General features: G+C 60.1%; 17 protein-coding genes and 5 pseudogenes. 16 read left to right on the top strand and 6 right to left on the bottom strand.

The genetic code is table 11. The annotated features are described in order from the left end of the window. Positions 1 to 157 precede the first annotated feature (157 nt). Positions 158 to 385, bottom strand: a pseudogene (locus tag SBC1_RS37530) (DDE-type integrase/transposase/recombinase); the annotation flags it as partial. A 349-nt stretch (positions 386 to 734) separates the two neighbouring features. Here SBC1_RS37530 and SBC1_RS37525 point away from each other — a divergent pair. Both SBC1_RS37525 and SBC1_RS37520 read left to right on the top strand, forming a co-directional pair. After that, positions 735 to 2429, top strand: a complete 1695-nt coding sequence (locus SBC1_RS37525) for a hypothetical protein (RefSeq protein WP_165106997.1) — start codon at positions 735 to 737, stop codon at positions 2427 to 2429. 151 nt (positions 2430 to 2580) lie between these two features. Next, entirely contained in the window at positions 2581 to 5076 is a 2496-nt protein-coding gene (locus SBC1_RS37520; RefSeq protein ID WP_165106994.1) for a glycogen/starch/alpha-glucan phosphorylase, read from the top strand. A gap of 129 nt (positions 5077 to 5205) precedes the next feature. Here SBC1_RS37520 and SBC1_RS37515 read toward each other — a convergent pair whose 3' ends face one another. Further along, complete coding sequence (locus SBC1_RS37515) at positions 5206 to 5847, bottom strand: cysteine hydrolase family protein (RefSeq protein WP_165106992.1); 642 nt, start codon at positions 5845 to 5847, stop codon at positions 5206 to 5208. Positions 5848 to 5997: 150 nt separating this feature from the next. Between SBC1_RS37515 and SBC1_RS37510 the strand changes: the two genes are divergently transcribed. The 3 genes and pseudogenes from SBC1_RS37510 (at position 5998) to SBC1_RS37500 (ending at position 8603) form a co-directional block, all read left to right on the top strand. Then, a complete protein-coding gene (locus tag SBC1_RS37510; protein WP_165106989.1) occupies positions 5998 to 6609 on the top strand; it encodes a helix-turn-helix domain-containing protein in 612 nt (203 codons plus the stop codon). A 200-nt stretch (positions 6610 to 6809) separates the two neighbouring features. After that, a pseudogene (locus SBC1_RS37505) lies at positions 6810 to 6989 on the top strand (carbohydrate porin); the annotation flags it as partial. Positions 6990 to 7265: 276 nt separating this feature from the next. After that, on the top strand, positions 7266 to 8603 hold the full coding sequence (locus SBC1_RS37500; protein ID WP_165106987.1) for an AAA-associated domain-containing protein: 1338 nt from the start codon (positions 7266 to 7268) through the stop codon (positions 8601 to 8603). Between the two features lie 340 nt (positions 8604 to 8943). Here SBC1_RS37500 and SBC1_RS37495 read toward each other — a convergent pair. Then, positions 8944 to 9816: pseudogene (locus tag SBC1_RS37495) on the bottom strand (porin); the annotation flags it as partial. Here SBC1_RS37495 and SBC1_RS37490 point away from each other — a divergent pair. Then, positions 9807 to 10307, top strand: a pseudogene (locus tag SBC1_RS37490) (IS30 family transposase); the annotation flags it as partial. The pseudogenes SBC1_RS37495 and SBC1_RS37490 sit on opposite strands and share 10 nt — an antisense overlap. A 175-nt stretch (positions 10308 to 10482) precedes the next feature. Here SBC1_RS37490 and SBC1_RS37485 read toward each other — a convergent pair. From SBC1_RS37485 to SBC1_RS37475, 3 genes are all read right to left on the bottom strand, one after another. Further along, entirely contained in the window at positions 10483 to 13296 is a 2814-nt protein-coding gene (locus SBC1_RS37485; protein WP_165106984.1) for a bifunctional diguanylate cyclase/phosphodiesterase, read from the bottom strand. A gap of 132 nt (positions 13297 to 13428) precedes the next feature. Then, positions 13429 to 13890, bottom strand: coding sequence for a low molecular weight phosphatase family protein (locus SBC1_RS37480; RefSeq protein ID WP_165106982.1), 462 nt, complete (start codon positions 13888 to 13890; stop codon positions 13429 to 13431). A gap of 464 nt (positions 13891 to 14354) precedes the next feature. Beyond that, positions 14355 to 15224 carry a LysR substrate-binding domain-containing protein gene (locus tag SBC1_RS37475; RefSeq protein WP_165106979.1) on the bottom strand — a complete coding sequence of 290 codons (870 nt, stop codon included), beginning with the start codon at positions 15222 to 15224 and terminating at the stop codon, positions 14355 to 14357. A 288-nt stretch (positions 15225 to 15512) separates the two neighbouring features. Here SBC1_RS37475 and SBC1_RS37470 point away from each other — a divergent pair, with 288 nt between their 5' ends. From SBC1_RS37470 to SBC1_RS37425, 10 genes and pseudogenes are all read left to right on the top strand, one after another. Then, positions 15513 to 17213: a 5-guanidino-2-oxopentanoate decarboxylase gene (locus SBC1_RS37470; RefSeq protein WP_165106976.1), complete on the top strand. Its 1701-nt coding sequence runs from the start codon at positions 15513 to 15515 to the stop codon at positions 17211 to 17213. Continuing rightward, positions 17210 to 18703 carry an aldehyde dehydrogenase family protein gene (locus SBC1_RS37465; protein WP_165106974.1) on the top strand — a complete coding sequence of 498 codons (1494 nt, stop codon included), beginning with the start codon at positions 17210 to 17212 and terminating at the stop codon, positions 18701 to 18703. The genes SBC1_RS37470 and SBC1_RS37465 overlap by 4 nt, the downstream gene beginning before the upstream one ends. Beyond that, positions 18697 to 19125: pseudogene (locus SBC1_RS37460) on the top strand (arginase family protein); the annotation flags it as partial. The gene SBC1_RS37465 and the pseudogene SBC1_RS37460, both read left to right, overlap by 7 nt. Before the next feature lie 241 nt (positions 19126 to 19366). After that, complete coding sequence (locus tag SBC1_RS37455; RefSeq protein WP_165106973.1) at positions 19367 to 20461, top strand: PotD/PotF family extracellular solute-binding protein; 1095 nt, start codon at positions 19367 to 19369, stop codon at positions 20459 to 20461. Positions 20462 to 20466: 5 nt separating this feature from the next. Continuing rightward, positions 20467 to 21387, top strand: coding sequence for an ABC transporter permease (locus SBC1_RS37450; protein WP_370469758.1), 921 nt, complete (start codon positions 20467 to 20469; stop codon positions 21385 to 21387). Further along, positions 21384 to 22253 (top strand): ABC transporter permease, encoded by an 870-nt coding sequence (locus SBC1_RS37445; RefSeq protein WP_165106971.1) that lies wholly within the window; start codon positions 21384 to 21386, stop codon positions 22251 to 22253. The genes SBC1_RS37450 and SBC1_RS37445 overlap by 4 nt, the downstream gene beginning before the upstream one ends. Positions 22254 to 22278: 25 nt before the next feature. Continuing rightward, entirely contained in the window at positions 22279 to 23352 is a 1074-nt protein-coding gene (locus SBC1_RS37440) for an ABC transporter ATP-binding protein (protein WP_165106970.1), read from the top strand. Between the two features lie 77 nt (positions 23353 to 23429). Further along, a complete protein-coding gene (locus tag SBC1_RS37435; protein ID WP_165106968.1) occupies positions 23430 to 24191 on the top strand; it encodes an amino acid ABC transporter permease in 762 nt (253 codons plus the stop codon). Further along, positions 24188 to 24844 (top strand): amino acid ABC transporter permease, encoded by a 657-nt coding sequence (locus SBC1_RS37430; RefSeq protein ID WP_165106965.1) that lies wholly within the window; start codon positions 24188 to 24190, stop codon positions 24842 to 24844. The genes SBC1_RS37435 and SBC1_RS37430 overlap by 4 nt, the downstream gene beginning before the upstream one ends. 76 nt (positions 24845 to 24920) lie before the next feature. Beyond that, positions 24921 to 25646, top strand: a complete 726-nt coding sequence (locus SBC1_RS37425; protein ID WP_165106963.1) for an amino acid ABC transporter ATP-binding protein — start codon at positions 24921 to 24923, stop codon at positions 25644 to 25646. Positions 25647 to 25678: the final 32 nt, after the last annotated feature.

The raw sequence follows: 25678 nt of genomic DNA, 5'->3' as shown, positions 1-25678 counted from the left end.
AGATCAACGGTCTACCAGCCGACCCTGCTAAATGAAAGCGTGGCACTGTCCAATGTGTCGAGCAGCAACTTCGGCCACTCGGTAACACAGGCGCCATCATGTATCACTTCCAGCTCTTTCAATAGCGCCTGAACCGTTTGAAGCCGACCATCACATTCATCTCACGCACCGCCCGGTGTGAGGCGGCATACCCATCGAGCGTGATCTGCTCCGGCGGCTGTCCCTGATGTTTGATTGCCTTGTTGAAAAAGGCGTTGGCCGCGGCCACGTCGCGCTTCGCCCTGAGCATGAAGTCCACCATCTGGCCGGCGCGATCTACCGCCCGGTACAGATAAACCCATTTGCAAGGAATCTTCAGACAGGTTTCGTCAACACGGGTTTCGCCGAGCCTATTTGCATCAGAACCAGCGTATCAAGCTCAAACTGAAAGGGCTGAGTCCTATTCAATACGGGTCCCATCCCTCTGTCGCCTAACTATCGACTGTCCAACTTTACGGGTTCACTTCCGTACCAAAGTGAACTGCCTGCGTCTGAGCAGCCTCTCACAGGATGCATTCGAGCGCCGACCACCACGAGATAGGCCCATTCCCGCAGGCACCGAACCCTGCCACGGGAAAACCACTATGGGTTCTATTCGGGCCTGTAAATAATCCTACACGCGCCGCTGTTAACGTCACGCAGTTGTTTGCGTTGGGCGCGGTGTAACTTCACTCCCCCTTTCCCGGAGAAATGACATGCAGCCAGTTTTTCGCACGTTTCCGACTCGTCGATATTCCCTCGCGCGAGGCATCTCAGCGCTGGCGCTCCTTCCATTGAGCGTCAGCCTCACTGTAGTGGCGCAAGAGCCGGACGGCGGACACAACGCCGCATTTCAGCCGGGGAATCTAATTGTCAGTCGCAGCGTCTATGACAACAGCTCGGCCAACGTGCAAGTTGGCTCGACCCTCCCACCCGGTTGCGCGCAAACGACCGGCGGGTGCGGCGCAGCTACCGGCGCGCCGAACGACGGCACCTATCCGTTCGTTTGGAACAACGTCCTTTATGACGGGAGCTTCGGCATCACGTCGAAGATCTTTCTAGACCAGTTAGCGCCGTCCGGCTGGCGGATCAGTACGCTCGAAGTGCCGAGCGTCATGAATGCGGGCACCACGGCAGACCAGTTGGTAACCAGCTTCAGTTCAAAGTCGGAACTCGGGCTTCACCTTTCACACGACGGAAAGTACCTGACCTTCATGGGCTATGTGGCTCCGATCAATGTGCTGGACGTGTCGAATTCAAACACTCCAGGCGTTGTGGATCCGACCAATCCCGACGGACAGAGCTTCTACCGTGCAGTAGCCAAAGTCGATCGCAACGGACAGTTCAGCTTCACCGAGACGAATGCCTATAGCGGCAACAACGGCCGCGCCGCGATCTTGATCGACCGCGGAGGAAAGCGCTTCTTCTACACAAGCGGCAATGCGGGAAATGGAGGCAATCCCCAGCCGAACGGCGTCATCCTCGGCGCAGGCTCGCAATACATTGTGGAGGCAATGCAGCCCGAAGCGCAGCAAGCTCCTGGCACGCCAAGTCCGCTTGCCAGCTTTTCGGTCACCCAATTGGGCGCACCCGCCGACAAGGTCGGCAAGGACGACAACTTTCGCGGAATGACCGTTTTCAATAACGTTGTCTACATAACCAAGGGTAGCGGCAGCAATGGCGTCAACACCGTCTACTTCGTCGATACCACCGGGACCGCGTGCCCGAGCGGCACGGGCGTGCCTTCGCCAAAGGCGGCGCTGCCAAGTGCACCGCTCGGCTATGATCCTTCGACTCTCCAGACGACAGGCCTGCCAAGCAACATGTGCATCCTGAGCGGCTTCCCGTCAACTCCGAACAAGACCGCGACAACCCTCAGTTACCCGTTCGGTATCTGGTTCGCCGACGCCAACACGCTATATGTGGCCGATGAAGGCGACGGTTATGCGGGTGGCGCCGATCTCTTCACGCACGCGGCCGCGCAGTCCACCGCGGGTCTTCAGAAATGGGTATTCAATGCGACCACGAAGACATGGGTGCTGGCCTATACGTTGCAGAACGGATTGGACCTGGGCAAGCCTTACACGGTGCGAAACTACCCGCTTGGCAGCAACGCGGCGACCGGACTGCCATGGTCGCCTGCGACTGATGGTCTGCGTAACCTGATCGGTTACGTAGGCCGCGATGGCACCGTCACGGTCTGGGCGACGACGTCAACGGTAAGCGGGAACGGCGATACCGGCGCAGATCCGAACAAGCTCGTTGCAATCCAGGATGAGCTGAAAAATACCGGTCCGGCAGTTGCTGCTAATGCGCATTTTGTCACGCTCAGCTCTGCAAAGTTCGGCGAAGTGCTGCGTGGAGTTTCGTTTACGCCGGGCACAGATGCGGGCAGGGACGACTGGCACTGATGATAAGTGGCGAGACGCGCCTCACGCGCGTCTCGCCATTGCGCACCTTAACAATAAGGCACAAGCAAGGCGCGGAACGCTCAAGATTGCCGACAGGGTATGGCCCTTCTAAACGAGGCGCCCCGATCACAGCAACAACCAAGGACAGCTCATGGACGACACGCCTACCCTGCAGTCACCGATCAGCGCGGAACACACCCGCAGCGGTCTTGGCGTCGCGGCGCTGCAGCGCGACATTGTCGACAACCTGACATGCCTGCAAGGTCGATATCCAGAGATTGCGACCCCGCACGATTGGTACATGGCGCTCGCGTTTGCGGTGCGTGACCGGATGATGACCCGCAGGGTCGCCACCACGCACGCCTACGTGGCACGCGGTGCGAAGGTCGCCTGCTATCTGTCCGCCGAGTTCCTGATCGGGCCGCAACTCGGCAACAACCTGATAAATCTGGGCATCGAGAGCAACGCGCGCGATGCGTTGCACGCGCTCGGCCTTGACCTGGACGCCCTGGTTGCGATCGAAGAGGAACCGGGCCTTGGCAACGGCGGCCTGGGACGTCTGGCAGCCTGCTATCTCGACTCGCTTTCCACCCTCGAAATTGTGGCGATCGGTTATGGCATCCGCTATGAATTCGGCATCTTCAACCAGGAGATCCGCGACGGCTGGCAGGTGGAAGTAACCGATAAGTGGCTGCAGAAGGGCAACCCTTGGGAGATCCTGCGGCCGGACGTCGCCTTCTACGTGAACTTCGGCGGCCGCACGGAAAGCGGTACCGACGCGCAGGGCCGGCTTTGCGTGCGGTGGATTCCGGCCTATACGGTCAAGGGCGTAGCCTGCGATACGCCGATGCCGGGCTTTCGCGTCAACACATGCAACACGCTAAGGCTCTGGAAGAGCGAGGCAGTCGAGTCGTTCGACCTGCATGACTTCAACGCCGGCGATTACTACGAGGCCGTGCACGAAAAGGTGAGGTCTGAAACGCTGTCGAAGGTGCTCTATCCGAATGACGAGCCGGAAGCCGGCAAGCGCTTGCGGCTTGCGCAGCAATATTTCTTCGTCTCATGCTCGCTGCAGGACATGCTGCGCCTGCTCGCGCTCAAAGGTGAACCGATCGGCCGCTTGGCGGACATGTTCACCGCGCAACTCAACGACACGCATCCGTCGATTGCCGTCGCCGAACTGATGCGTCTGCTGGTGGACGAGCGGCAAGTGCCGTGGGACGAGGCCTGGGAGATCACACGACGCGCACTCGCCTATACGAATCACACGCTGTTGCCCGAAGCGCTCGAAACGTGGGCGCTGCCGCTGTTTCAGGACTTGCTGCCGCGGCTGCTCGAAATTATCTACGAGATCAACCGCCGCTTCCTCGATGAGGTCCGGCAACGCTACCCCGGCGATGACGCACGTATCGCGCGAATGTCGCTGATCGATGAGAGCGGTGCAAAGCGCGTGCGTATGGCGCATCTGGCGACGGTCGGCAGCCACGCAATCAACGGCGTGGCCGCGCTCCACTCGCAACTTCTCGAGCAAACCGTGATGCGGGATTTCGCCGAACTGTGGCCCGAACGGTTCCACAACGTGACCAACGGCGTCACACCGCGACGTTTCATGATGCTCAGCAATCCGGGCCTTGCAACACTGCTGGACGAAACAATCGGCGAAGGCTGGGCGACCGATCTCGCCAGGCTGCGCAAACTCGATGAACACGCCGACGACGCAGCGTTTCAGGACCGCTGGCGCCGCGTAAAGCAGGTGAACAAGGACGCCCTCGCCGCGCGTATCCGCAGCGCGACTGGCATCGTCGTCGACCCGGCGGCGCTGTTCGACATACAGGTCAAGCGTATCCACGAATACAAGCGGCAACACCTGAACGCGCTCTTCATCGTTACGCTCTATCTGCGCTTACGGCGCAATCCGCAGCTCGCGCTGACGCCGCGCTGCTTCGTGTTCGGCGGCAAGGCCGCGCCCGGCTATGCGATGGCCAAGCTCATCATTCGTCTGATCAACGGCATCGCTGAGGTCGTCAATAACGACCCGGTGGTGGACGGGCGGCTGAAGGTAGTGTTCTATCCGGATTTCAATGTGAAGAACGCGCATTTCATCTATCCGGCCGCCGACCTGTCCGAGCAGATTTCGACTGCCGGCAAGGAGGCCTCGGGCACCGGCAACATGAAGTTCATGATGAACGGCGCGCTGACCATCGGCACGCTGGACGGGGCCAATGTCGAGATCCGCGAGGAAGTCGGCGACGAAAACTTCTTCCTGTTCGGTCTGACCGCGGACGACGTGGAACGCGTCAAACGCGCAGACTACCGTCCGAGCGAGTACGTGAGCGCGAACGACGAGTTGCACGAAGCGCTGGAGCTGATCGCCGGCGGGCACTTCTCGCGCGGGGACCGCGAGATGTTCCGTCCGCTTGTCGACAATCTTCTGCACGCGGACCCGTTTCTCGTACTTGCCGATTACGCCGCTTACGTGTCCTGCCAGGAGGACGTCAGCGCCGCCTGGCAGGACACGCGGCGCTGGACCCGCATGTCGATCCTGAACACCGCGTATGCGGGCAAGTTCTCGTCCGATCGCGCAATCCGTGAATATTGCGAGCAGATCTGGAAGATTCGCCCGGTGAAGATCGTCCTGGAACGATGACCCTGAAAGCGGGTCGACCCGTGCCTGCTTGGCGCGCACTGCGCCTTTTCATCATGTGTTGAAGATCCGTATAGGTCAGCTCATCTATTCGGCGATGACTTGATCAGTCATTTGTCGATCTCCGGATAGTCAGACTGACAGCTTTGCGAGGATCTCGTCGGTCGAGAGAATGGCGCTTGCGTAAGCCGGCATGTTGAACTGGAGCGAGGCATCCATCTCGGCGTGACCGAAGCTGCCGATGGCGTCTTTCACCAGTGTGACTTCGTAGCCGAGTTCGGCCGCGAAACGCACAGTGGACTCAATACACGTGTTGGCACGCATGCCGATCACGATCACCTTGCGCACGCCGTGCTTCTTGAGCTGAAGGTCAAGATCGGTGTTGGCGAATCCGCTTGAGAGCCAATGTTCCTGCGCGACGACCTCACTGGGACGCGGCTCGAAATCGGGGTGAAAGCTTCCGCCCCAAGTTCCATCCGCGAAACTCCGACCCTTGGCAGCGGCCGCGCCGATAGGCGGTGTCGTCTTCCAGTGACTGTGCAGATCACCTTCACGCCAACGATGGTGTGGCGCGATGAAGACCTGCACGTTTGCTGCGCGGGCGGCAGCGAGGATCTGCCTCATATGCGCAACGACATTGTTCGCTTCAAGGGTCGTGCGGCTCAGTTCGTAGAGCTTGCCACCCTCTGACAGGAAGTCGTTATAGGGATCGACGATCAACAGCCCCGTCAGCTCAGGTTCGTACGTCAGCTCGGAGTTCGACAGGTTTGCCATACCGGATGTCCCTTTGGTTAGATAATCCAGTTGCTACAATATTTGAAGTCACTTGATTTGTAAAGGACATAACGTGGGATCGGCGAACGGTGGCGATCTTGGATTGCAGAGCCGACTGGTTCACAATGCACGGTTCTGCGAGAGGTCAAGATGAAACAACAGACTACTGGCGAGACGCTTTGCCCCCTCGCTCGCGCGGCTGCCATTGTTGCGGATCGCTGGACGATCCTGATCCTGCGCGAGCTGAGGATGGGGAATGATCGCTTCGACGGCATTCAGGCACAGACCGGGATGTCGCCCAACCTGCTTACCCAGCGCCTCAAATCAATGGAGGACAACGGGCTAATCGAGCGTCGGGTCTACCAGGAGCGACCCAGACGGCACTCCTACTGCATCACCGACAAGGCGCGTGAGCTTGACGGAATGATGCTGGCCCTTCGTTTGTGGGGAATGCGCCACTGCGGGCTGGATCCGAGAGCAGAAGGCGCTGTGACGATGAAGCATCGGCGAACCGGTGCGGTCGTCGGCGTCGATTGGCAACCTGAAGAAGCGGATCAGCCGTTTACCTTCAGCCAAGTCGAGACTCGGGTAAATCCAGCATGGGCTGCAGAGCGTGCCGCTCGCGCGGAAGTCTTTGCGGCAGGACGGCGCATTCAGGTTTCCAACCGCGCGCCGCAAAAGAAACGTGTCGAGGGCGCGTTGAAAACGGAAAGCGAAAAGCGCGCTCCGCGAAAGCGCGGTTCTGTTTCCGTGAAGGATTGAGCTTTTACGAGGACCCGCCGGCTTTCGGGACGTGGAACGCCGGTGCCCTACGCGATCGGGCTCGCATGACGAAAATCGGACTGTAATTAAGGGGCAGCTTCACAGAATCGTCACATTTCACGTGTCACATCCATGGAGCATACCGACGTCACGTCAGGAAACTTTGCCTCCATTTGCCCTCCATGTCAGGCTAGTTGTCGCGCAGCGCTGAAACCATCATCGAAGCGACCTACCAGTATCAGGTCACACCGTGGTGGCAATTGCAGGCTGACTTCCAATACGCGTTCCGTCCGGCGGGTGGCATGCGGAATCCGGATGACCTGTCGCAACGTATCGGCAACGAAGCGATCGTTGGTGTGAGGACCACCATCACATTCTGACGATGCTGCTGCGTCAACTCGACTGCGCTAGCGCGAGTTGGACTGCGCGCCGGGACATCTCATCCACCAGCTTGGCGCAGAACCGCTCGATATCTGTTTCATGAGGTGACGTCATGAGCGAACTGATCCTAACGACAACCGCGCGAATGCAGGTGGTTTCCCGTGGAAAAGACTAATGAACCATCTCTGTTCGTCACCCTGTTTAACCGCACGCCGTGGCGTCCGACGTACGCCTATGCCGAATCCGGGCTTCCACTCGACTGAGAGTAAATCGCCATGCAAAATCCTAAAGCTGCCGTGACCGACTCGCCGCTCCAGAATCCGCCCCGACTCGGTGAAGAGATTCTTCGCGTCAACGACGTATGTCGCGGTTTCAGCAAGACGCAGGGAGAATTGCTTGTCCTCGACGAGGTGAACCTGTCGCTGTGTCAAGGCGAGATCGTCGGGCTGCTGGGCCGTTCGGGTTCGGGCAAGTCGACGCTGCTGCGCATTATTGCCGGCCTGATCGAGCCGACCAGCGGCGACGTGACCTACCTTGGCAAACCGCTCAACGGTCCTGCCGAAGGCGTGGCGATGGTGTTCCAGACATTCGCGCTGTTCCCTTGGCTGACTGTTCTGCAGAACGTGGAAGCGGGCCTCGAGGCGCAGGGCGTAGGCCCGCATCAACGCCGTGAGCGTGCGTTGGCAGCAATCGATCTGATCGGTCTCGACGGCTTCGAAAACGCTTATCCGCGCGAGTTGTCGGGCGGCATGCGCCAGCGCGTGGGCTTTGCACGTGCGCTGGTGGTTGATCCGACGTTGCTGCTGATGGACGAGCCCTTCTCCGCGCTCGATGTGCTGACTGCAGAAAACTTGCGTACTGACCTGCTGGATCTGTGGACGCAGGGCCAAATGCCGATCAAGTCGATGCTGATCGTCACGCACAACATCGAGGAAGCGGTGTTCATGTGCGACCGGGTTCTGGTGCTGTCGTCGAACCCGGGCCGCGTGGTCGCCGAAACCAAGGTGCCGTTTGCGCATCCACGCAACCGGCTGGATCCCGCCTTCCGCGCGTTGGTCGACGAAATCTACGCCAAGATGACTGCTCGTCAGGCCGACGAAGCGGCGAAGACAGGCCTCGAACTCGGCAGCCGGTTACCAGTCGTGTCGACCAACATATTGGCGGGTCTGATTGAGACGCTGGCCGCCGAGCCTTACAACGGTCGCGCGGACATGCCGGAAATTGCGCGTTCGCTGCAGCTTGAGGTGGATGACTTGTTCCCGGTGGCTGAAGCGCTGCAGTATCTCGGCTTTGCCGACGTACGTGAAGGTGACATTATCCTGAATCCGGTGGCGCGCACCTTCGCCGAGTTGGGCACACAGGAGCGCAAGATGATGTTTGCGGAACATCTGCTACGCAATGTGCCGCTGGCCGCGCGACTCAAGAAGGTGCTCGACGAGCGTCCCGGCCACCGCGCGCCGCGCGTGCGTTTCGAGCAGGAACTGGAAGATTTTCTGTCCGACGGCGCTGCAGAAGAGACGCTCGACGCGGTGATCAACTGGGGCCGTTACGGCGAGATCTTTTCGTACAACGACAAAACGGAAATTTTCAGTCTCGCGGATGTCGAATCCTGATCCCTTGGCTTCGGCTCGCTGAGCTTGAGTGTTCGACTTTCCGGGAAACGAACTTTCGCAGAAGCACATACACATAGTCCTGCGACGTCGGCAATAGGCCGATGAAGCGTCGTTCGCTGCCTCCGTACGAATGACGCTTCATCGGCCTCTGCTTGACGCGGTCGGCTCAGCGGCATCGAGATGCGAGTGCTGCACGAATCGCACTCACATACCTACCCCACCAATCTGTGCCAGTCTCGACATAGAGTTACTTTGCGATGTTTGTTTCGATGTCCGAACGGTGCGATGAGCACGTCCCAACGCACCGTGAAAGGCAGTAGAAACCACCGCATCAATCAACTTAGAACCGGGTACGAATCCCAACAGTACCAACGACTTGATTCGCTGTCGACGAAGCACCGCCTGACGTGTTGATGAAAGCGACAAAGTCCTTTCCAACCGCGTGTTGGTACATCGCTTCCGCATAGACGTCCGTGCGTTTCGAGAACGAATACACAACCTGCGCGTTAATCTGATTAAACTTCGGGTCGGCGCCAAACGCCGTCGCACCCGAAAGGTGCCCGTCTGTGTAAGCATCTGCGATGCCGAGACTCAGCGCCGTCGTCAAAGCGTATTTGCCGTTCAATTCGTAATTGTCGAAACGCATCGTGCCATTCAACAAACCAAACGCATTGGTGCCGGCGTATTGACTGTGCGTATATACGAAACCGACAAGTGCCGGACCGAACCCATAGTTCGCGGCGCCCCCGAATATGCGAGTTCGATTGGAGCCGACTTGAAAACCACCCGTGCCATTGGCAGTTGACTCGGCCGTGTCGATAGCGCCGCCAGTGTTCGTCGTGCTGTTCGAGCCATTAGTCTGCAAATAGCCAGCAGCAACATTCAGGGGCCCGTAGCCGTAGCTTGCACCAAAGCTATACGCGCGATTCTGGGAAAAATTGGTGGAGTTGGAGAATGCGTATAGGGTGCCGAACTTGAACCCCGCATAATCGGTGCTCATATACTTGACCGCGTTGCTCATGCGCACCGAGTGGTTCAGGTTGTCGTTGTCAAAAGGGTGTGCAAACCCTGTGTCGCCGAACGTACCCGCTGTTCCCGACAATGGGGCAACAAAGTCAACCAGTGAGTCATACTGACGACCTAGCGTAATCGCACCATATTGACTACTTGCCAAGCCGACATATGCTTGGCGACCGAACTCGCGACCGTCCTGCAGAGGTTGAAGATCGAGCGGTTCCGGGGCACTGGGAAGGCGACCTGATCTCGGGCTCACACAACTCGCATATCGCGACGCTGGTCGAGCGGCAATCTCGCTTCGTCATGCTGGTCAAAGTGAATGGGAAGGACACCTTGAGCGTGGTGTCGGCTTTAAGCAAACAAATGAAAAAGTTGCCCAAGGAACTTCGCCAAACGCTGACCTGGGATCGTGGGCGCGAACTGGCAAGCCACAAGGACTTCACCATTGCCACGGATATCGCGGTGTATTTTTGCGATCCACGCAGTCCGTGGCAACGTGGCAGCAACGAGAACACTAACGGACTGTTACGTCAGTACTTCCCCAAAGGCACGCGTTTAGACGGTTACTCACAGTCCGAGTTGACCAAGGTTGCCAGGTGCTTAAACGAAAGATCACGCAAGACCCTCGACTTTATGACGCCAGCCAGTAAGCTTGTACAAATAATGGGTGTTGCGTCGACCGGTTGAATCCGCCACTGTATTGTTTGTCGAAAGCGTCCTGCATACGCGATAACAAAGCGATGTAGGCGCCTGCGGCGTCGGCGTAATTGCAGATGAAGTTATCAACCTGTTCAGGAAGTGAAGCCGCAGAGCCCGCGGACTTCATGCACTGCAAGGCGCACCCTCGAACCCTGCTTCGCCGTCAGATGAGCACAGGCTGGGCGACGGCCCGTTCGGCAAAGCGTGAGGCAGACACGGCGGGACTGAACAGGAATCCCTGTCCCCTCATGCATCCGTGTTCAACCAGAAAGCACCGCTGTGCCTCTGTTTCAACACCTTCAGCGATGACGTCAAATTTGAGCGCATCAGCCATTGCAATGACAGCGAGGGTAAGCGCCTCGTACTCGGTATCGGCACCGATCTCTTGAACAAAAGCGCGGTCAATCTTGATTCGATCGATACTGAATCGCTTGAGATAGCTCAAGCTGGAGTAGCCCGTTCCAAAATCGTCGATTGCTATATGAATGCCTAATTTTCGGAGGTCCCGAAGCACTCTCGCCACCTCGTCAGGGTCGCGCATCAGCGCGCCTTCCGTGAGCTCAAGTTCTAACACGCTCGCGGGTAGCCGGGCCACCTCGAGCGCTTCACACACGGTCTTAACGAGGTCAGAACGCTCCAGCTGCAACGGCGATACATTGACAGACATGCGCACGCAGTCCAGTCCCTCGTCGAGCCAAATCCTCGCCTGACTGCACGCCGCGCGGAGTACCCAATCGCCCAGCTTGGAGATAAGCCCAACCTCTTCTGCGAGAGGGATGAACACTGTCGGCGCAACATTGCCCAGCTCACTGTCGTGCCAGCGTAAAAGCGCTTCTGCCCCGCAGAGGCGGCCGGTGACCATGTCAATCTGGGGTTGGTATTCCACATATAGCGCTTCAGCATTGACAGCGCGACGCAGCTTGGTAGACAACATCAGTTTGGCGGCTGCAGCGCCGTTCATTTCCGAGCGGTAGTGCTGGTATCCGTTGCGCCCGTTTTCTTTGGCGAGATACATGGCGGCATCGGCGTTGCGAATCAAGGTGTCGGCATCGATGCCGTCCTGCGGAAAGGTGCTAATCCCAATGCTAACCTCGACATACAGTTCTTGCTCAGCCAGTCGAAGCGGTTCGGCCATCGAGGCAAGCAGTCGTGCGACCATTGGCCCAAGCTTCGCTCCACTGGGTCGCTCAGCAACGACCATAAATTCGTCCCCGCCGTAGCGGGCGACGAGGTCAGTCGAACGCACCACGCGGCGCAAGCGTTCGGCCATCTGCGCTAAAAGCGCGTCACCTACACGGTGCCCCAGCGAATCATTCACCTGCTTGAACCGGTCAAGGTCGAGAAACAGCACGGACACCTCACCACCTGAGCTATGTGCCCGGACAATAGCTTCGTTTAAACGGCTGTCAAGAGCCGCACGATTCGGCAGGCCAGTCAAACTATCGTAGTGTGCTTGATGCTGCAGTTCTGATTGGTAATTCACCAGAGCGGTGACGTCGCTCATGACGCCGACATGATGCGTAACCTTGCCATCGCCATCTCGAACCGGTGCAACCAGGACGTTATTCCAGAACGGCTCACCTCCTTTCTTGATACACCGCAGAGTAACGTTGGATTCAATACTTTGGTCCAGCGCGTCACGCACCGAGTCCCATTTCTTCGACTCACCAGCAATTCCGAACAAGATGTCACAGCCAACGCCTACGACCTCGTTCTTCGCGTAGCCCGTCATGCGCTCAAAGGCCGAGTTGGCATACAAGACGACATGCGTGTTGTCGCGGGGCTCGGTAATGACAATGCCGTTCACGCTTGCATCCAGCGCACGGCTCTGCAACCGCAGTGCGAGTTCGGCATGCCGTCGAGCGGTAATATTCTCGTAAGCCGTCAGGACGCCAGTCACCGCCCCATCCTGGTCAATCAGAGGTAACTTGGTCTCGGAGATCCATTGCTTCGACCCATCTACCGCATTGATTTCCCGCTCAAAATGCTTCTTGCTGAGCGCGCCGGCCATGACTTGAACGTCCTCTACTTGCACTGCTCGCGGATCATCGCCCCAGCGCAAGGCCCAATCGGTAAGGCCTGCAAGGTCCGCGCGCGAGTTCAGGCCCGCATCACGAGCGTACACTTCGTTGCCGCCGCCATAGCGATGCTCTGCGTCCTTCCACGCGATGCCGTGAGGAATGTGGTCGAGGACGTACTCAAGCGTCTGCTTGGAGCGAAACAGGTCAGCACGCGCGCCGTCGGCAACACGCCACGCAAGCCGAAGCCGTTGAGCGCTTCGAGCGTCCCTGAGTATGAGTGCGAGAAGTATCAAGGATGCCGAAAGAGCCGAACCCAGGAGCACGTTGGAGGTTCGCTTGGTATCGAACGTTGCGCGACTCACCGTCGCGTCCACAGCCGCATCGGCATCCACACGTATTTCGATAACCTTCGCAACTACACTATAAAAAAAGGCGTCGAGTGCCGCTAGCGCGGGGTCGCTTAGCGTTACGCTGCCGGGATGAAGCGATACGCGTGCTGCGAGCGCCTCGCTTTGCTCCGAAAGGGTATGCACCATCCGGTCCAACTCGTCCAAATGACCGACGCAATTAGTCCGAAACTTGCATCCCTCTCTCGCCTCTCGAGTCAGCGTAGTAACCTGGTTCGAGGGAAAGACGTAAGGAGCCCGGGTATAGAATGGGCGAGTTCCAACGAGTGTATAGAGCTCCGCGTGCTCGTCGAGTAACAGTTGCTGGAGCGCGTCAAGATTGTGTTTGACCTTACCCGATGCTTGCAACGCGGCAAGTGCTCCGTTCTGCTCTTGCGTCTGGCGCATAGCCAGGACGGTATTTAGCCCGATAGCGGAAAGAATAAAAACTACCGCAAGGACTGTCAGTACCTGTGTCCGGCGAGTCACTGAACCCTTGAGTTCGGCTGTGCGGGTGCCCTCGCGATACCGCTTGGACGACTCACCACCTGCAACTTCGGGTTGCTTCACTTCATCCGCCTGTTAGCCCATCACGTCACTGATATAACGGATGATTCTGAAAATTCTTGAGGCGTGCTGCTGACAATCGACGACTTATCGCGCTGCGAACCGGCAAGTCGAATGGTGGTGTAACAGTCCGACTCATGGTGCGGAGCCGACACCGGACGGCCCGGCGTCCAACGAACCGTTTACCGCTAGCATCTGCTCATGCACATTCATCGATTGCAGAGGAAGCGCGATGAACACGCTGATACGCCGCAGGATTTGACGGAAAACCCGTTCGAACATTTGTTTCTGCGCGTCCTCGCTCACACACTCCGCAAGCGGGTCCTCAAAGGTCCATCGGCAGAACACCGGCGAGCCCGGAAAGTTCGGCGCGTATGCTTCATCGGCCTCGTCGCACAGGGCGACAATCACATCCATATGCGGGGCGTCCTCACCGGCGAATCTGTGCCAACTTTTAGGTTGGAGAACTTCAAGGTCGGCGATTGTCGAGCTAAGTTGCGCGATAGTCAGTGGGTGAACCTGAGCTGCGGGCTCGACCCCGGCGCTGAATGCGTCGAATCTATTCGGCGCGAGTTGCCTAAGCAGGGATTCGGCCATGATGCTGCGTGCAGAATTCGCACGGCAGAGAAACAGGACCTTACATTTGTCGCTCATTGCGCTACCTCAATGTGATGGCCGTTGTTTTTCGCGCGGATGGTACAGACGCTATTTGTCAGTGCCGTGACATTGAAGCGATGCCGTACACGCACGCATCCACGTGAGAACACGGGCGGAGCAAGTCACAACGACATCTTCTTTGTAGAAGAGAACTGGCCGGAAAACGAGGCCCGGAAATCCGCGCTCGAATAAAGCCGCCAGCCATCACTATCGCGACCTTCTCTGGCGTACGCTGGGCGTGGACATACGGATGCATGGAACACCTCCCCCAGCACGATCGGCTGCGTCGCTGCTGCAGCCTCGGCGTTTCGCGATCGCCCACTAAAGTAGTGTCCAACGCGGCAGAAATAGCTAAAACAGGATGCCCAATGCTCGTTTTAAACGAGCGATTCGCGTCGTCAGCCTTATCCATTCGCCCCGAGCCACTCGCGAAACAGGTTCACCTTGTGCTGGTGCGCGAGGCAATTCGGGTAGACGAAGTAATACCGGGCGCCCGTCGTGAGCACGATGTCGAACGGCATCGCGAGCCGCCTTGCCGCAACATCTTCGCTCACGAGCGAGCAGTCGCTGATCGCGACGCCGAAACCCTGCGTCGCCGCGTTTGTCGCAAGGTCGAGCGTTTCAAAACTCTGCCCAAGGTCCGCATTGATCTCGGGCGCATGAGCATGGGCGAGCCACATCCTCCAATCGCGATGGTCGCGCGTCGGGTGAAGGAGCGTGTGCCGGGCAAGATCGGCCACCGTATCGAGAGCCTTTTCCTCCAGCAACGAAGGCGCACATACAGGCGTAAGTTGCTCGTCGAAAAGTGCAATGGAATGAACGTCCACGCCCGGGGACGAGCCATAAATGATCGCCGCGTCGAACGGCTCGACCTGGAAATCGACATCGTGCTGCCAAGTGGTCGTGAGCTGCAACTGGATCTCGGGGCACTCAGCCTGGAAGCGCATGATTTTCGGCAGAATCCAGCGCATCAGACAAGTGGGTACCTTTAGCGCGAGGTCGGTACGCTGCCGGGTCAACCGCAGTGAAATCTCCTCGATCCGCGAGAAGCTCTCTTTCACGGTCGGCAATAGCTGCTCGCCTTCATTCGTCAGCGAGAGCCCCTTCGAGTGCCGCGTGAACAGCGGAAAACCGTAGTACTCCTCCAGCGTCAGGATCTGGCGGCTCACGGCACCTTGCGTCAGGCAAAGGTGATCGGCGGCACGCGTGAAACTGCGGTGGCGCGCGACCGTTTCAAAGATTTGCAGCGCATTCAGCGGCGGCAGGCGGCGCATTTCGTTCCCTTCCTCCATTTGAAAAAGTCATGGCTGGCGGGTGTGCTTTCCGGCCAGAGGGTTACACATATGCACGGGTCCAAGGCTGCATATATACACCGAATTTAACTCCCCGCGTCGCCTGAAAGCACTGCACCTCTGGATAAGCCCATGAGCCAAAAACATGACGCGCATGCAAATTCATCGATTGCCGTTCATGTGCCATGCACCAAGAATGCACCAACACACACACTCCGGAGAAAGGCATGTACCGGCAACAGATCAAACAGATGAATCCGCGGGAGTCTCATGAATTCGCCTGAAAATATCTCGCTCTTCGGTCACGCAGGCGGACACTGCTTGACCCAGCCAGGCGACTCACCGACCTGTGGTGAAGCACTCGTGAAGCTGCTCGAGCACTATGGCGTTGAACTGGTGTTCGGCATCCCCGGCGTCCATACCGTCGAGCTGTATCGTGGACTGGCAAGGTCGACGCTGCGCCACGTCACCCCTCGCCACGAGCAGGGCGCGGGCTTCATGGCGGACGGCTATGCGCGGGTCACGGGAAAACCCGGTGTGTGCTTCATCATCACCGGCCCGGGCATGACGAATATCGCGACCGCGATGGCGCAGGCTTACGCCGATTCGATCCCCATGCTCGTGATCTCCAGCGTCAACACCACACGCCAACTGGGTGGCGGAGCTGGGCGCCTGCACGAATTGCCGTCCCAGCGCGACGTATTCGCCGGGCTCACCGCGTTCTCGCACACGTTGCTCGACGCTGACGAACTACCGCAAGTCCTGGCCCGCGCGTTCGCGATATTCGCCACCGCGCGGCCGCGGCCCGTTCACATCGAAATTCCGCTCGACGTGATCGTTGCTCCTGCGCGCGACACGACATCCCGGGCAGTAGTGCTGCCCTCGAAGGCCGCCGGCGCGCCGGCTGCTGTCGACGAGGCGAGCGCCTTGCTCGCCACCGCGCGCCGCCCGCTGATCCTGGCCGGCGGCGGTGCGACCGGGGCCGCCCCCGAATTGCGCGCGCTGGCCGAGCGCCTGCAGGCGCCGGTGGCGCTTACGATCAACGCGAAGGGCCTGTTGCCGCGCGGCCATGCGCTGTCGATCGGCTCGACCCAGTCGCTCGCCGCGACGCGCGCGCTGGTGCGTGAGGCCGATGTCGTGCTTGCGGTCGGCACCGAACTGGGTGAGACAGACTACGACGTGGTGTTCGACGACGGGTTTGCGATCGACGGCAAGCTGATCAGGATCGACATCGACGCTCAGCAGGTAATGCGTAATTTCCGGCCCGATGTGGCGATTGCAGCCGATGCGAAGCTCGTGCTGACCGCGCTGGACCAAAAGCTCGCCACGCGCCCGTTACCGCCGCGCGATGCCGATTGGGGCGCGCCGCGCGTATGCACGCTGCGGGCTGCGGTCAATGCCGGCTACGACGCACCGATCCGCTCGCAGGCAGTGCTCTTCGATACCGTATTGAGCACCCTGCCCGATGCAATCGTCGTGGGTGATTCAACCCGCCCCGTGTACGCGGGTAATTTCGTTTTCGAAGCGTCATCGCCCAGGTCGTGGTTCAACTCATCGACTGGCTACGGCACGCTGGGCTACGGCTTGCCGGCTGCGATCGGCGCACGGCTTGCATCGGGCAACCGGCCCGTGATCTGCCTGATCGGCGATGGCGGGCTGCAGTTCACGCTGCCTGAACTGGCGAGCGCTGTTGAAGCGGCTGTACCGGTGATCGTGCTGCTCTGGAACAACCGGGGTTATGCCGAAATCAAGAAATACATGGTCGAGCGCGATATCGAGCCGATCGGCGTCGACATCTATACGCCGGACTTTCTGGCGCTAGCACGGGGTTTCGGCTGCTGCGCTGCGTCTGCCCATACGCCCGCCGCACTTGCGGACGAACTGATGCAGGCCGCGTGGCGTCGCGTGCCCACGTTGATCGAAATCGACGAACAGAAGTGGTTCGACCACGTCCCGGGAGACCCGGCATGACCGCGCTGAACGACACTCGATTGCTGACGCAGCTTTATATAGATGGCCGCTGGCTCGACGGCGCACTGGGCCGCACGATTGCCGTGGTTAACCCTTCGACCGGGACCCACTTGGCCGACGTAGCCGCAGGCACCCTGCTCGACGTGGAACTGGCCGTGGCGTGCGCGGCTCGCGCGTTTCGTACGTGGCGGCATACGACCGGCGCCGAGCGCGCGGTCTACCTGCGCGCAATCGCGGCGGAAGTGGAAGGGCGACGCGAACGTCTCGTAATGCTGCAGTCGCTTAACAATGGCAAGCCGCAAGCGGAAGCGCACATGGACGTCGACGATGTAATCGCGACATTCCGCTATTACGCTCAACTAGCCGAGCAACTGGATGACACAAGCGGTGCCGAAGTCAGCATCCCCAGCATCGGGCACCGTGCGCGGATTCTTCGCGAACCCTGCGGCGTGGCTGCGCTGATCGTGCCGTGGAATTTCCCGATGGTGACCACGGCGTGGAAACTCGCCCCGGCGCTCGCAGCCGGCTGCACGGTCGTGCTCAAGCCCTCCGAAATCACGCCGCTGCCCGAACTCGAACTGGCCTCGGTAATCGCATCAGTTGGCTTGCCGGCGGGTGTTTTCAACGCGGTGACGGGCACCGGTGCGGACGTAGGCGCACCGCTCGTCGGCCACCCTGGGGTCGCGAAAGTATCGTTCACGGGTAGCACGAGTGTCGGCCAGACGGTAATGAAGACTGCCACCGACACGCTGAAGGGCGTGAGCCTCGAGCTCGGGGGCAAGTCGTCGATCATCGTGTTCGACGATGCGGACCTCGATCTGGCGGTCGACCTCGTCGAAGCGGGCGGCTTTTTCAACGGCGGTCAGATGTGTTCGGCGACGAGCCGCGTGCTGGTGGCGCGCGAACTTGCGCCCACATTGTTGGCGAGGCTCGTCGAGCGCGCGGAGCGGATGGTCGTCGGCGACCCGTTCGCGCCTGATGTGCAGATGGGGCCGCTCGTGAGCCGTGCCCAATTCGACCGGGTGCGCGGTCATATTGAACAAGGTATTGGCGACGGTGCGCGGCTCGTCGCGGGCGGCGGCCGGCCAGCCGGTGCACCGGAGCACGGGTTTTTCATTGCACCGACGATTTTCACCGACGTGCCGCCCACGAGCGCCTTATGGCGTGACGAGATCTTCGGCCCGGTCCTGTGCGTGCGCGCGTTCGACACTGAAGAGCAAGCCGTCGACATGGCCAATGACAGCGAGTACGGGCTGGTGGCGACCGTCGTCACAGAGGACGAGGTGCGCGGCGAGCGGGTCGCTCGTGCCCTTGCGGCCGGCGTGGTGTGGGTCAACACGGCGCAACTGATCTATCCGCAGACGTCGTGGGGCGGCTACAAGCGCAGCAGTGTCGGGCGAGAGCTGGGTCCGTTCGGGCTCACCGCCTTCCAGGAAATCAAGCAGGTGCTGACGCGTCGTCAGCCTGACCAGGCCGCCTACCAGGTCTGATCGACGGCAACCGCGTCGCGCAGATCGGCCTGCGCGGCACCGGCTATACGGCGGAGGATTTCGACTGGTCACGCTCGCACGGCATACGGGTCCTGCAGGCCGAAGAGTGCTGGTACAAATCGGTCGCGCCGATCATGGACGAGGTGCGCGCGAAACTGGGCGATGGCCCGGTGTATCTAGGCTTCGATATCGATGGCCTGGACCCGAGTTTCGCGTCCGGCACCGGCACGCTGGAAATCGGCGGCCTGACGATCTGGCAAGCACTTGAGATCATCCGCGGCTGCCGTGGGCTGGATATCGTGGGATGCGACCTGGTGGAGATTTCACCGCCATACGACCCGTCCGGCAATACAGCGCTGCTCGGCGCCAACCTGCTGTACGAGATGTTGTGTGTGCTGCCGAAAGTGAAGTACCGGGCGTAGGCTGTTTCGTTTGATTATTGGCCGGCGATGCGTCATGCATATCCGGCATGCCGCTAGCTGTAAAAAACCAGAGACAAAGCAAAGGAGCCATGCACTTTGATCATGGCAGACATGACGATATATCGATTGTGATGGCTATTTTGCGATCCTAACATTTTCATGCACGGACACATTCGAACGGATACGACCGTTCGCCCGGCGCATAGGTTGGACATCTCACTTAACACTCACGGAGTCGGCGATGAAAAAATTCAGCACGGGACGGCGGCAGGCCGTCAAGACGATCGGCGCAGCGCTCGCAGCGTCCGCGCTGCCGGCGCCGTTCCTCAATCTGAGAGCACAGGAACACAATTTCTCTGGCAAGACGCTACGTCTGCTGACCTGGTCAGACGATACGGGAACCGCTGCGTTGCACAATATAGCGGCTACGTTCACGGCAAAGACCGGCGCGAAGGTGATCGCAGACCGCGCGGACGGCACCTCCGGCATGGTCGCCAAGGTGAAGGCCGCGGGCGACCGTCCCACCTATGACGTGATCACGCTCGCGGGCGTAGGTGCCTCGGGTCTCGGCGATGCGGGCCTGCTCGTCAAGCCTGACCTCGACAAGCTGCCGAATCTCAAGGACGTGGCGGCGCGGTATCGAACCGGCGCAGATGGTTTTGGTGTCGGCTACCTGCTGTGGTCCGACGGCCTGATCTACAACACATCGACCGTCAAGACGCCGCCTTCGTCGTATGAAGCGCTGTGGGATCCCAAGTACGCCGGCCGCCTGTTCTTGCCGCCACCCGAGTTTGCCGAGGCGGTCGATCTGGCGATCATCGCTGCAAAAATGTCGGGCGGTTCGCAGCAGAACATCGATCCGGGCTTCAAGAAGCTCGCGGAACTGAAGGACCGCGTGATGACGCTCGGCGAGAATCCGAATCAGGTCGCCGACCTGTTTCGCACGGGCTCGCTCGATATCGGCGGCATCTATTCGCCCGCGTTCTTTCCCGACCAGATCAGGAAACCCGAATACAAGATGGGCGTGACGTACGGTATGAAGGAAGGCTTCGCCACGCAGCTGATGTTCACGGTGATTCCGAAATCGCACCCTGGCGACCTCGACCTGATTCACGCGTTCATCAATCATTCGCTCGATGCCGGCGTGCAAGGCAAGATGGCCGCTGACGTGCTGAACGGGCCGGTGAATTCCAAGGCCATCATTCCCGCCGAGAGCCTCAGGTTCGTGCCGAGCCCGCAGCAGATTGCGGAGAAGTCCGTCCTGCACGACGACAAGTCGCTTGCCGTGGTACAGGCCGCGTGGATCAAACGCTACACCGAGATTTTCTCGGCATGACCACGATGGCCGAACTCTCTTCGCAGCGCGCCGGACCGGGGGCGCCGGACCAGCCGGTTACCCCCGCATCGGAAACCGTGCTCGCCCGTGCGCGTCCGTGGCTGCTGCTCGCCCCGATCCTCGCGTTTCTCGCGGTGCTCGCGGCGGCCGCCCTCGTCGTCCTGCGCATGAGCTTCGGTGCGCAAGGCGACGAGTGGCACGGGTTCACGCTGCAAAACTACGCGAACCTAGCGGATTCGTATTTCCTGAAGGCGCTGTGGCTCACGTTGCGGCTCGCGTTCCAGAGCATGGTGTGCGCGGTGCTGCTGGCAATTCCGGTCGCTCTTGCGATGGCGCGCACCGAGTCGCGGCTGGCGCGGCGCTTGCTTTTGGCGGGCGTGCTGTTGCCGCTGCTCGTCAATCTGTTGCTCCAAGGCTACGGCTGGCTCATCATCCTCGGCCCGGCAGGCTTGCTCAATCACGCATTGCTTGCAAGCGGCGTGATCCAGCGTCCGATGCAATGGCTTTATCGTGAGCATGGCGTGTTGCTTGGCCTGATCCAGACCGCATTTCCGCTTGCTGTGCTGCCGTTGTCGAGCGCAATGCGCGCCGTTTCGCTCTCGTACGAAGAGGCCGCTGCAACGCTCGGCGCAACGCGCTGGCAGACGCTGCGTCACATCATGTTGCCGCTCGCGATGCCCGGGCTTGTGTCAGGCGCACTGCTCGTGTTCGCTTACAACGCAAGCGCGTTCGCGGTGCCGCTGCTGCTTGGTGGCCGGCGTGTGCCGATGCTCGCCGTGCTGGTGCACGACGAAGTCTCGCCTCTGTTGAACTGGCCGGCGGCCTCCGCCTCCGGCGTGGTGCTGATGGTCGCCACGCTCACCGTCATGGCGATCTCGCAGAGCCTCGTGCGCCGCACCCAACGCCTCAAGGAGCCGTCCGCATGAGCACTCCCTACACTCAACTCCCCGCGCGTGCGCGTCTTCTGCCCGCGACCATGCCGGGCCGGCTCGGCAGGCCCGCGGCGCTGCTCGCGGCGATGGTTCTGTTCCTTGCCGCCCTGCCGATCCTGACGATGATCCTGATGTCGTTCAGCGCTTCGGACACGTTGGAATTCCCGCCGCCCGGCTACAGCCTGCAGTGGTATCGCGCGGCATGGCACAGCTTTGTCTCGCCGGATGCCAGCGACGTGCTTTCCATGGGTACCGCGCTGACGACGAGCCTGATCGTCGCGGTGTCGACGATGATCATCGCAACGCTGGTCTCGGTGCCCGCTGCGTATGCGTTGAGCCGCTACCGGTTTCGAGGCAAGTCGGCCGTCGAACAGCTCGTTGCGCTGCCGCTCGTCTATCCGCTGGTGATGCTCGGGCTGTCGCTGCTGTTGGTCTTCAACGTGCTGCCCGTGGAACTCGGCGTGTTCCGGCTCATCATTGCGCACGTGATTCTCGCGCTGCCGTTCACCGTGAAAAACTGCGCGGCGTCGGCGGCATCGATTGGCCCGGAGTTCGAGGAAGCCGCCTGCGTGATGGGTGCGAGCCCGCGCCGCGCCATGTTCGACGTGGTGTTGCCGCTGATGCGCCCCGGCATCCTCGCCGGCATGCTGTTCGCGTTCATCATCTCGTTCAACGAGTTCACGGTGACGTTCTTCCTGTACGGCATCAACACGATGACGTTGCCTGTGTGGCTCTACAGCCGCACGGTGTCGTCGCTCGACCCGACCGTGTTTTCGTTCGCGGTGGTAATCGTTGCTATCGACTTTGCGCTGATATGGCTCCTCGAAAAGTTGATTGGCGACGAAGGTGTCGCACTCTAGGCACGCAAGCATTTAAGGAACCCTCATGACTCATCTGACACTCCAGGCCGTGACCAAGCGCTTCAACACCGCATACGCTGTCGACCACGTCGACCTGAGCGTCCCGGACGGCAAGCTGGTCTGCTTTCTCGGCCCGTCCGGCTGCGGCAAGACAACCTTGCTGCGCGTGATCGCGGGGCTTGAAACACCGAGCTCCGGCAGCGTGACTTTCGCGGGCCGCGACATCACCCACTTGCCGGCCAACCAGCGCGACTTCGGCATGGTGTTCCAGTCGCTCGCGCTGTTTCCGCACATGAGTGTCGCCGAAAATATCGCCTACCCGCTGCGGCTGCGCAAAACGAGCAAGGTTGCACAAGGGCACCGTGTCACCGAACTGCTCGAACTGATCCAGTTGCCGCACATGGCGAACCGGCCGGTCACGCAACTGTCCGGGGGACAGCGCCAACGCGTGGCGATCGCGCGTGCCATCGCGTCGTCGCCGAAACTGTTACTACTCGACGAGCCGCTCTCCGCACTCGACGCCAAGCTGCGCGAATCGATGCAGGTCGAAATCCGCCTGCTGCAGAAGCGCCTGGGCATCACGACGATCATGGTCACGCACGACCAGCGTGAAGCAATGACGATGGCCGACGAGATCGTCGTGATGGAAAGAGGCCGCATTGCGCAGGTCGGCAAGCCACTCGACATCTACCGGAACCCCGTCAGCGAGTTCGTCGCCGACTTCATCGGGCTCGGCAACATCCTTCCGGTCACGCATGACGGACGGGGCGGCGTGAAGCTGCCGGGCGGCCAGCAGATCGTCGTAGCTGATGGCGCATGGGCGCCGGAATCCACGGCGGACATCCGCCTGCTGATCCGTCCCGAAGATGTTTGCGTGAAGCACGTATCAACCACCAGTGATCCTAACTATCTCGCCGGTACAGTCACGTTTATCCGTGACGTCGGTGCCACGCTCGAAGCGACGATCGACTGCGTCGGCTTCACGCTGACAGCCGCCACCACGCAGCGCGAAACGCCCGGTCTCAGCCTCGGCATGCCCGTGCTGGCCGAATTGCCTGCGCACGCCTGCAAGTTGATCGCGGCGCGCCAGCTTCATTGAGCCCGCTTTATTGAGTCCACTTTATTCGCCCGGTCCATTCAACTTAACCGCCCTCACCTGACCATGAGCAATCCGCCATGACCTATGTGTTCGATTTCAGCGGCTTCGGCATCTACGCGGGCATGCTCGCGCGGGGCGTCGCCGTCACTCTCTGGCTTACCGCTGTCTCGACGGTACTCGGCGGCTTCGTCGGCATCGCGGGCGCAAGCATCAGCGTGGCCGGCCCCCGCTGGGCCCGGACACTGATCGCCACCTATGTCGAGCTGATACGCAACACGCCGTTCCTCGTTCAGCTGTTCTTTGTTTTCTTTGGGCTGCCGGGTCTCGGCGTACATATCGACGAAATGCAGGCTGCAGTCCTCGCGATGACGGTCAATCTAGGCGCTTATGCGACCGAAATCGTCCGCGCCGGCATCGACTCGGTTCCGCGTGGCCAGGTGCAGGCAGCGCAGGCGCTGGGCTTGCAAGGACGCCAGGTGTTCCGCCATGTAGTGCTGCCGCAGGCACTGGCCAATGTGTTTCCGGCGCTCCTGAGCCAGGTCCTGATCGTGATGCTCGGCTCCGCCGTGGTCTCGCAGATCTCGGTACCGGACCTGACATCTGCGGCCGACTTCATCCAGTCGCGTAACTTCCGCTCGTTCGAGAGCTACCTGATCGTCACGGCGACCTACCTGTTCCTGTCGATCGTCTTGCGCCAACTGCTGAACCGGCTGGGCCGCGGCCTCTTTGCCGGACGCTCGCCTCACTCGCCGGCCGCGCGGCGCAACTGGCGTAACCGGCGGACCCAGTGGTTCGGCGGACGACGCCCGCAGACGCTGGCAACGGAGCGCTCGCAATGACCGAATTCACTCTGTGGGATATCGCGCGCAATCTGCTGCTCGCCGCGCGCTGGACCGTGTTGTTGTCGTTGATCGCTTTCGTCTGCGGCGGTGCAGTCGGGCTCGTGCTGCTCGCAATGCGAGTGTCGCCGTTGCCATTGATGCGCCGTATGGTCTCGCTCTATGTCGAGCTATTCCAGGGCACGCCGCTGGTGATGCAGTTGTTCCTCGCCTTCTTCGGGCTGCCGTTACTGGGAGTGGAAATGTCGCCGTGGGTTGCTGCCACCGTCACGCTGACGCTCTACACCAGCGCGTATCTCGCCGATATCTGGCGCGGCTGCGTCGAAGCAGTGCCACGTGGCCAATGGTTGGCAGGCGCGAGTCTCGGCATGACGTTTGGCCAGCAGTTGCGCTACATCGTGTGGCCGCAAGCGAGGAAGATCGCGGTCGCACCGACCGTCGGTTTTCTGGTGCAGGTAGTCAAGAGCACCGCATTGACGTCGATCATTGGATTCATCGAACTGACGAAGACTGGCTCGATGATCACCAATACCGCGTTCCGCCCGTTTCCGATCTACGGAATGGTCGCCCTGCTGTACTTCGCGATGTGCTTCCCGCTGACGCTGTATGCGAGGCGTCTGCAGCAGTTGCAACACGCGCAGGTACGCAGGTGACACAACCATAGCGCCGCCTCGCCAGCACGTGGACTCGCGCCACGAAGCCCAACCATGATCAGGAATGGATTTCACGATGATCTCAATCAACAATGTTTCGAAGTGGTACGGCCCTTTCCAGGTGCTGACCGGCTGCACGACTGAAGTCAAAAAGGGTGAGGTAGTCGTGGTGTGCGGCCCGTCGGGTTCGGGCAAGTCCACCCTGATCAAGGCGGTAAACGGCCTTGAGCCGTTCCAGGAAGGTGCGATCACGATCGACGGCCAGTCGGTCGGTGACAGGAAGACCAACCTCTCGAAACTGCGGTCGAAAGTGGGCATGGTGTTCCAGCATTTCGAGTTGTTCCCGCACTTGTCGATCACTGAAAACCTGACGCTTGCGCAGACCAAGGTGCTTGGCCGTTCGAAGGACGAAGCCGCGACGAAGGCGCTCAAGCTGCTGGATCGCGTCGGGCTGAGCGCGCATGCGGACAAGTTTCCGGGTCAACTGTCAGGCGGCCAGCAGCAGCGGGTTGCGATTGCGCGTGCGCTGTCGATGGACCCAATCGCGATGCTGTTCGACGAACCTACGTCGGCACTCGATCCCGAGATGATCAACGAAGTGCTCGACGTGATGGTCGAACTCGCGCAGGAAGGCATGACGATGATGTGCGTCACTCACGAAATGGGCTTTGCACGAAAGGTTGCGCACCGCGTCATTTTTATGGACAAGGGCGTCATTGTCGAGGATGACAAGAAGGAAGATTTTTTTGCAAACCCGAAGTCCGATCGTGCGAAGGATTTTCTCGCGAAAATCCTTCATTAGTGTTGCCCACCACTCGGGACAACACTGTCAAC

Source organism: Caballeronia sp. SBC1 (assembly GCF_011493005.1).
Taxonomy (GTDB): domain Bacteria; phylum Pseudomonadota; class Gammaproteobacteria; order Burkholderiales; family Burkholderiaceae; genus Caballeronia.
This window is presented reverse-complemented; position numbering and strand designations above follow the sequence as displayed.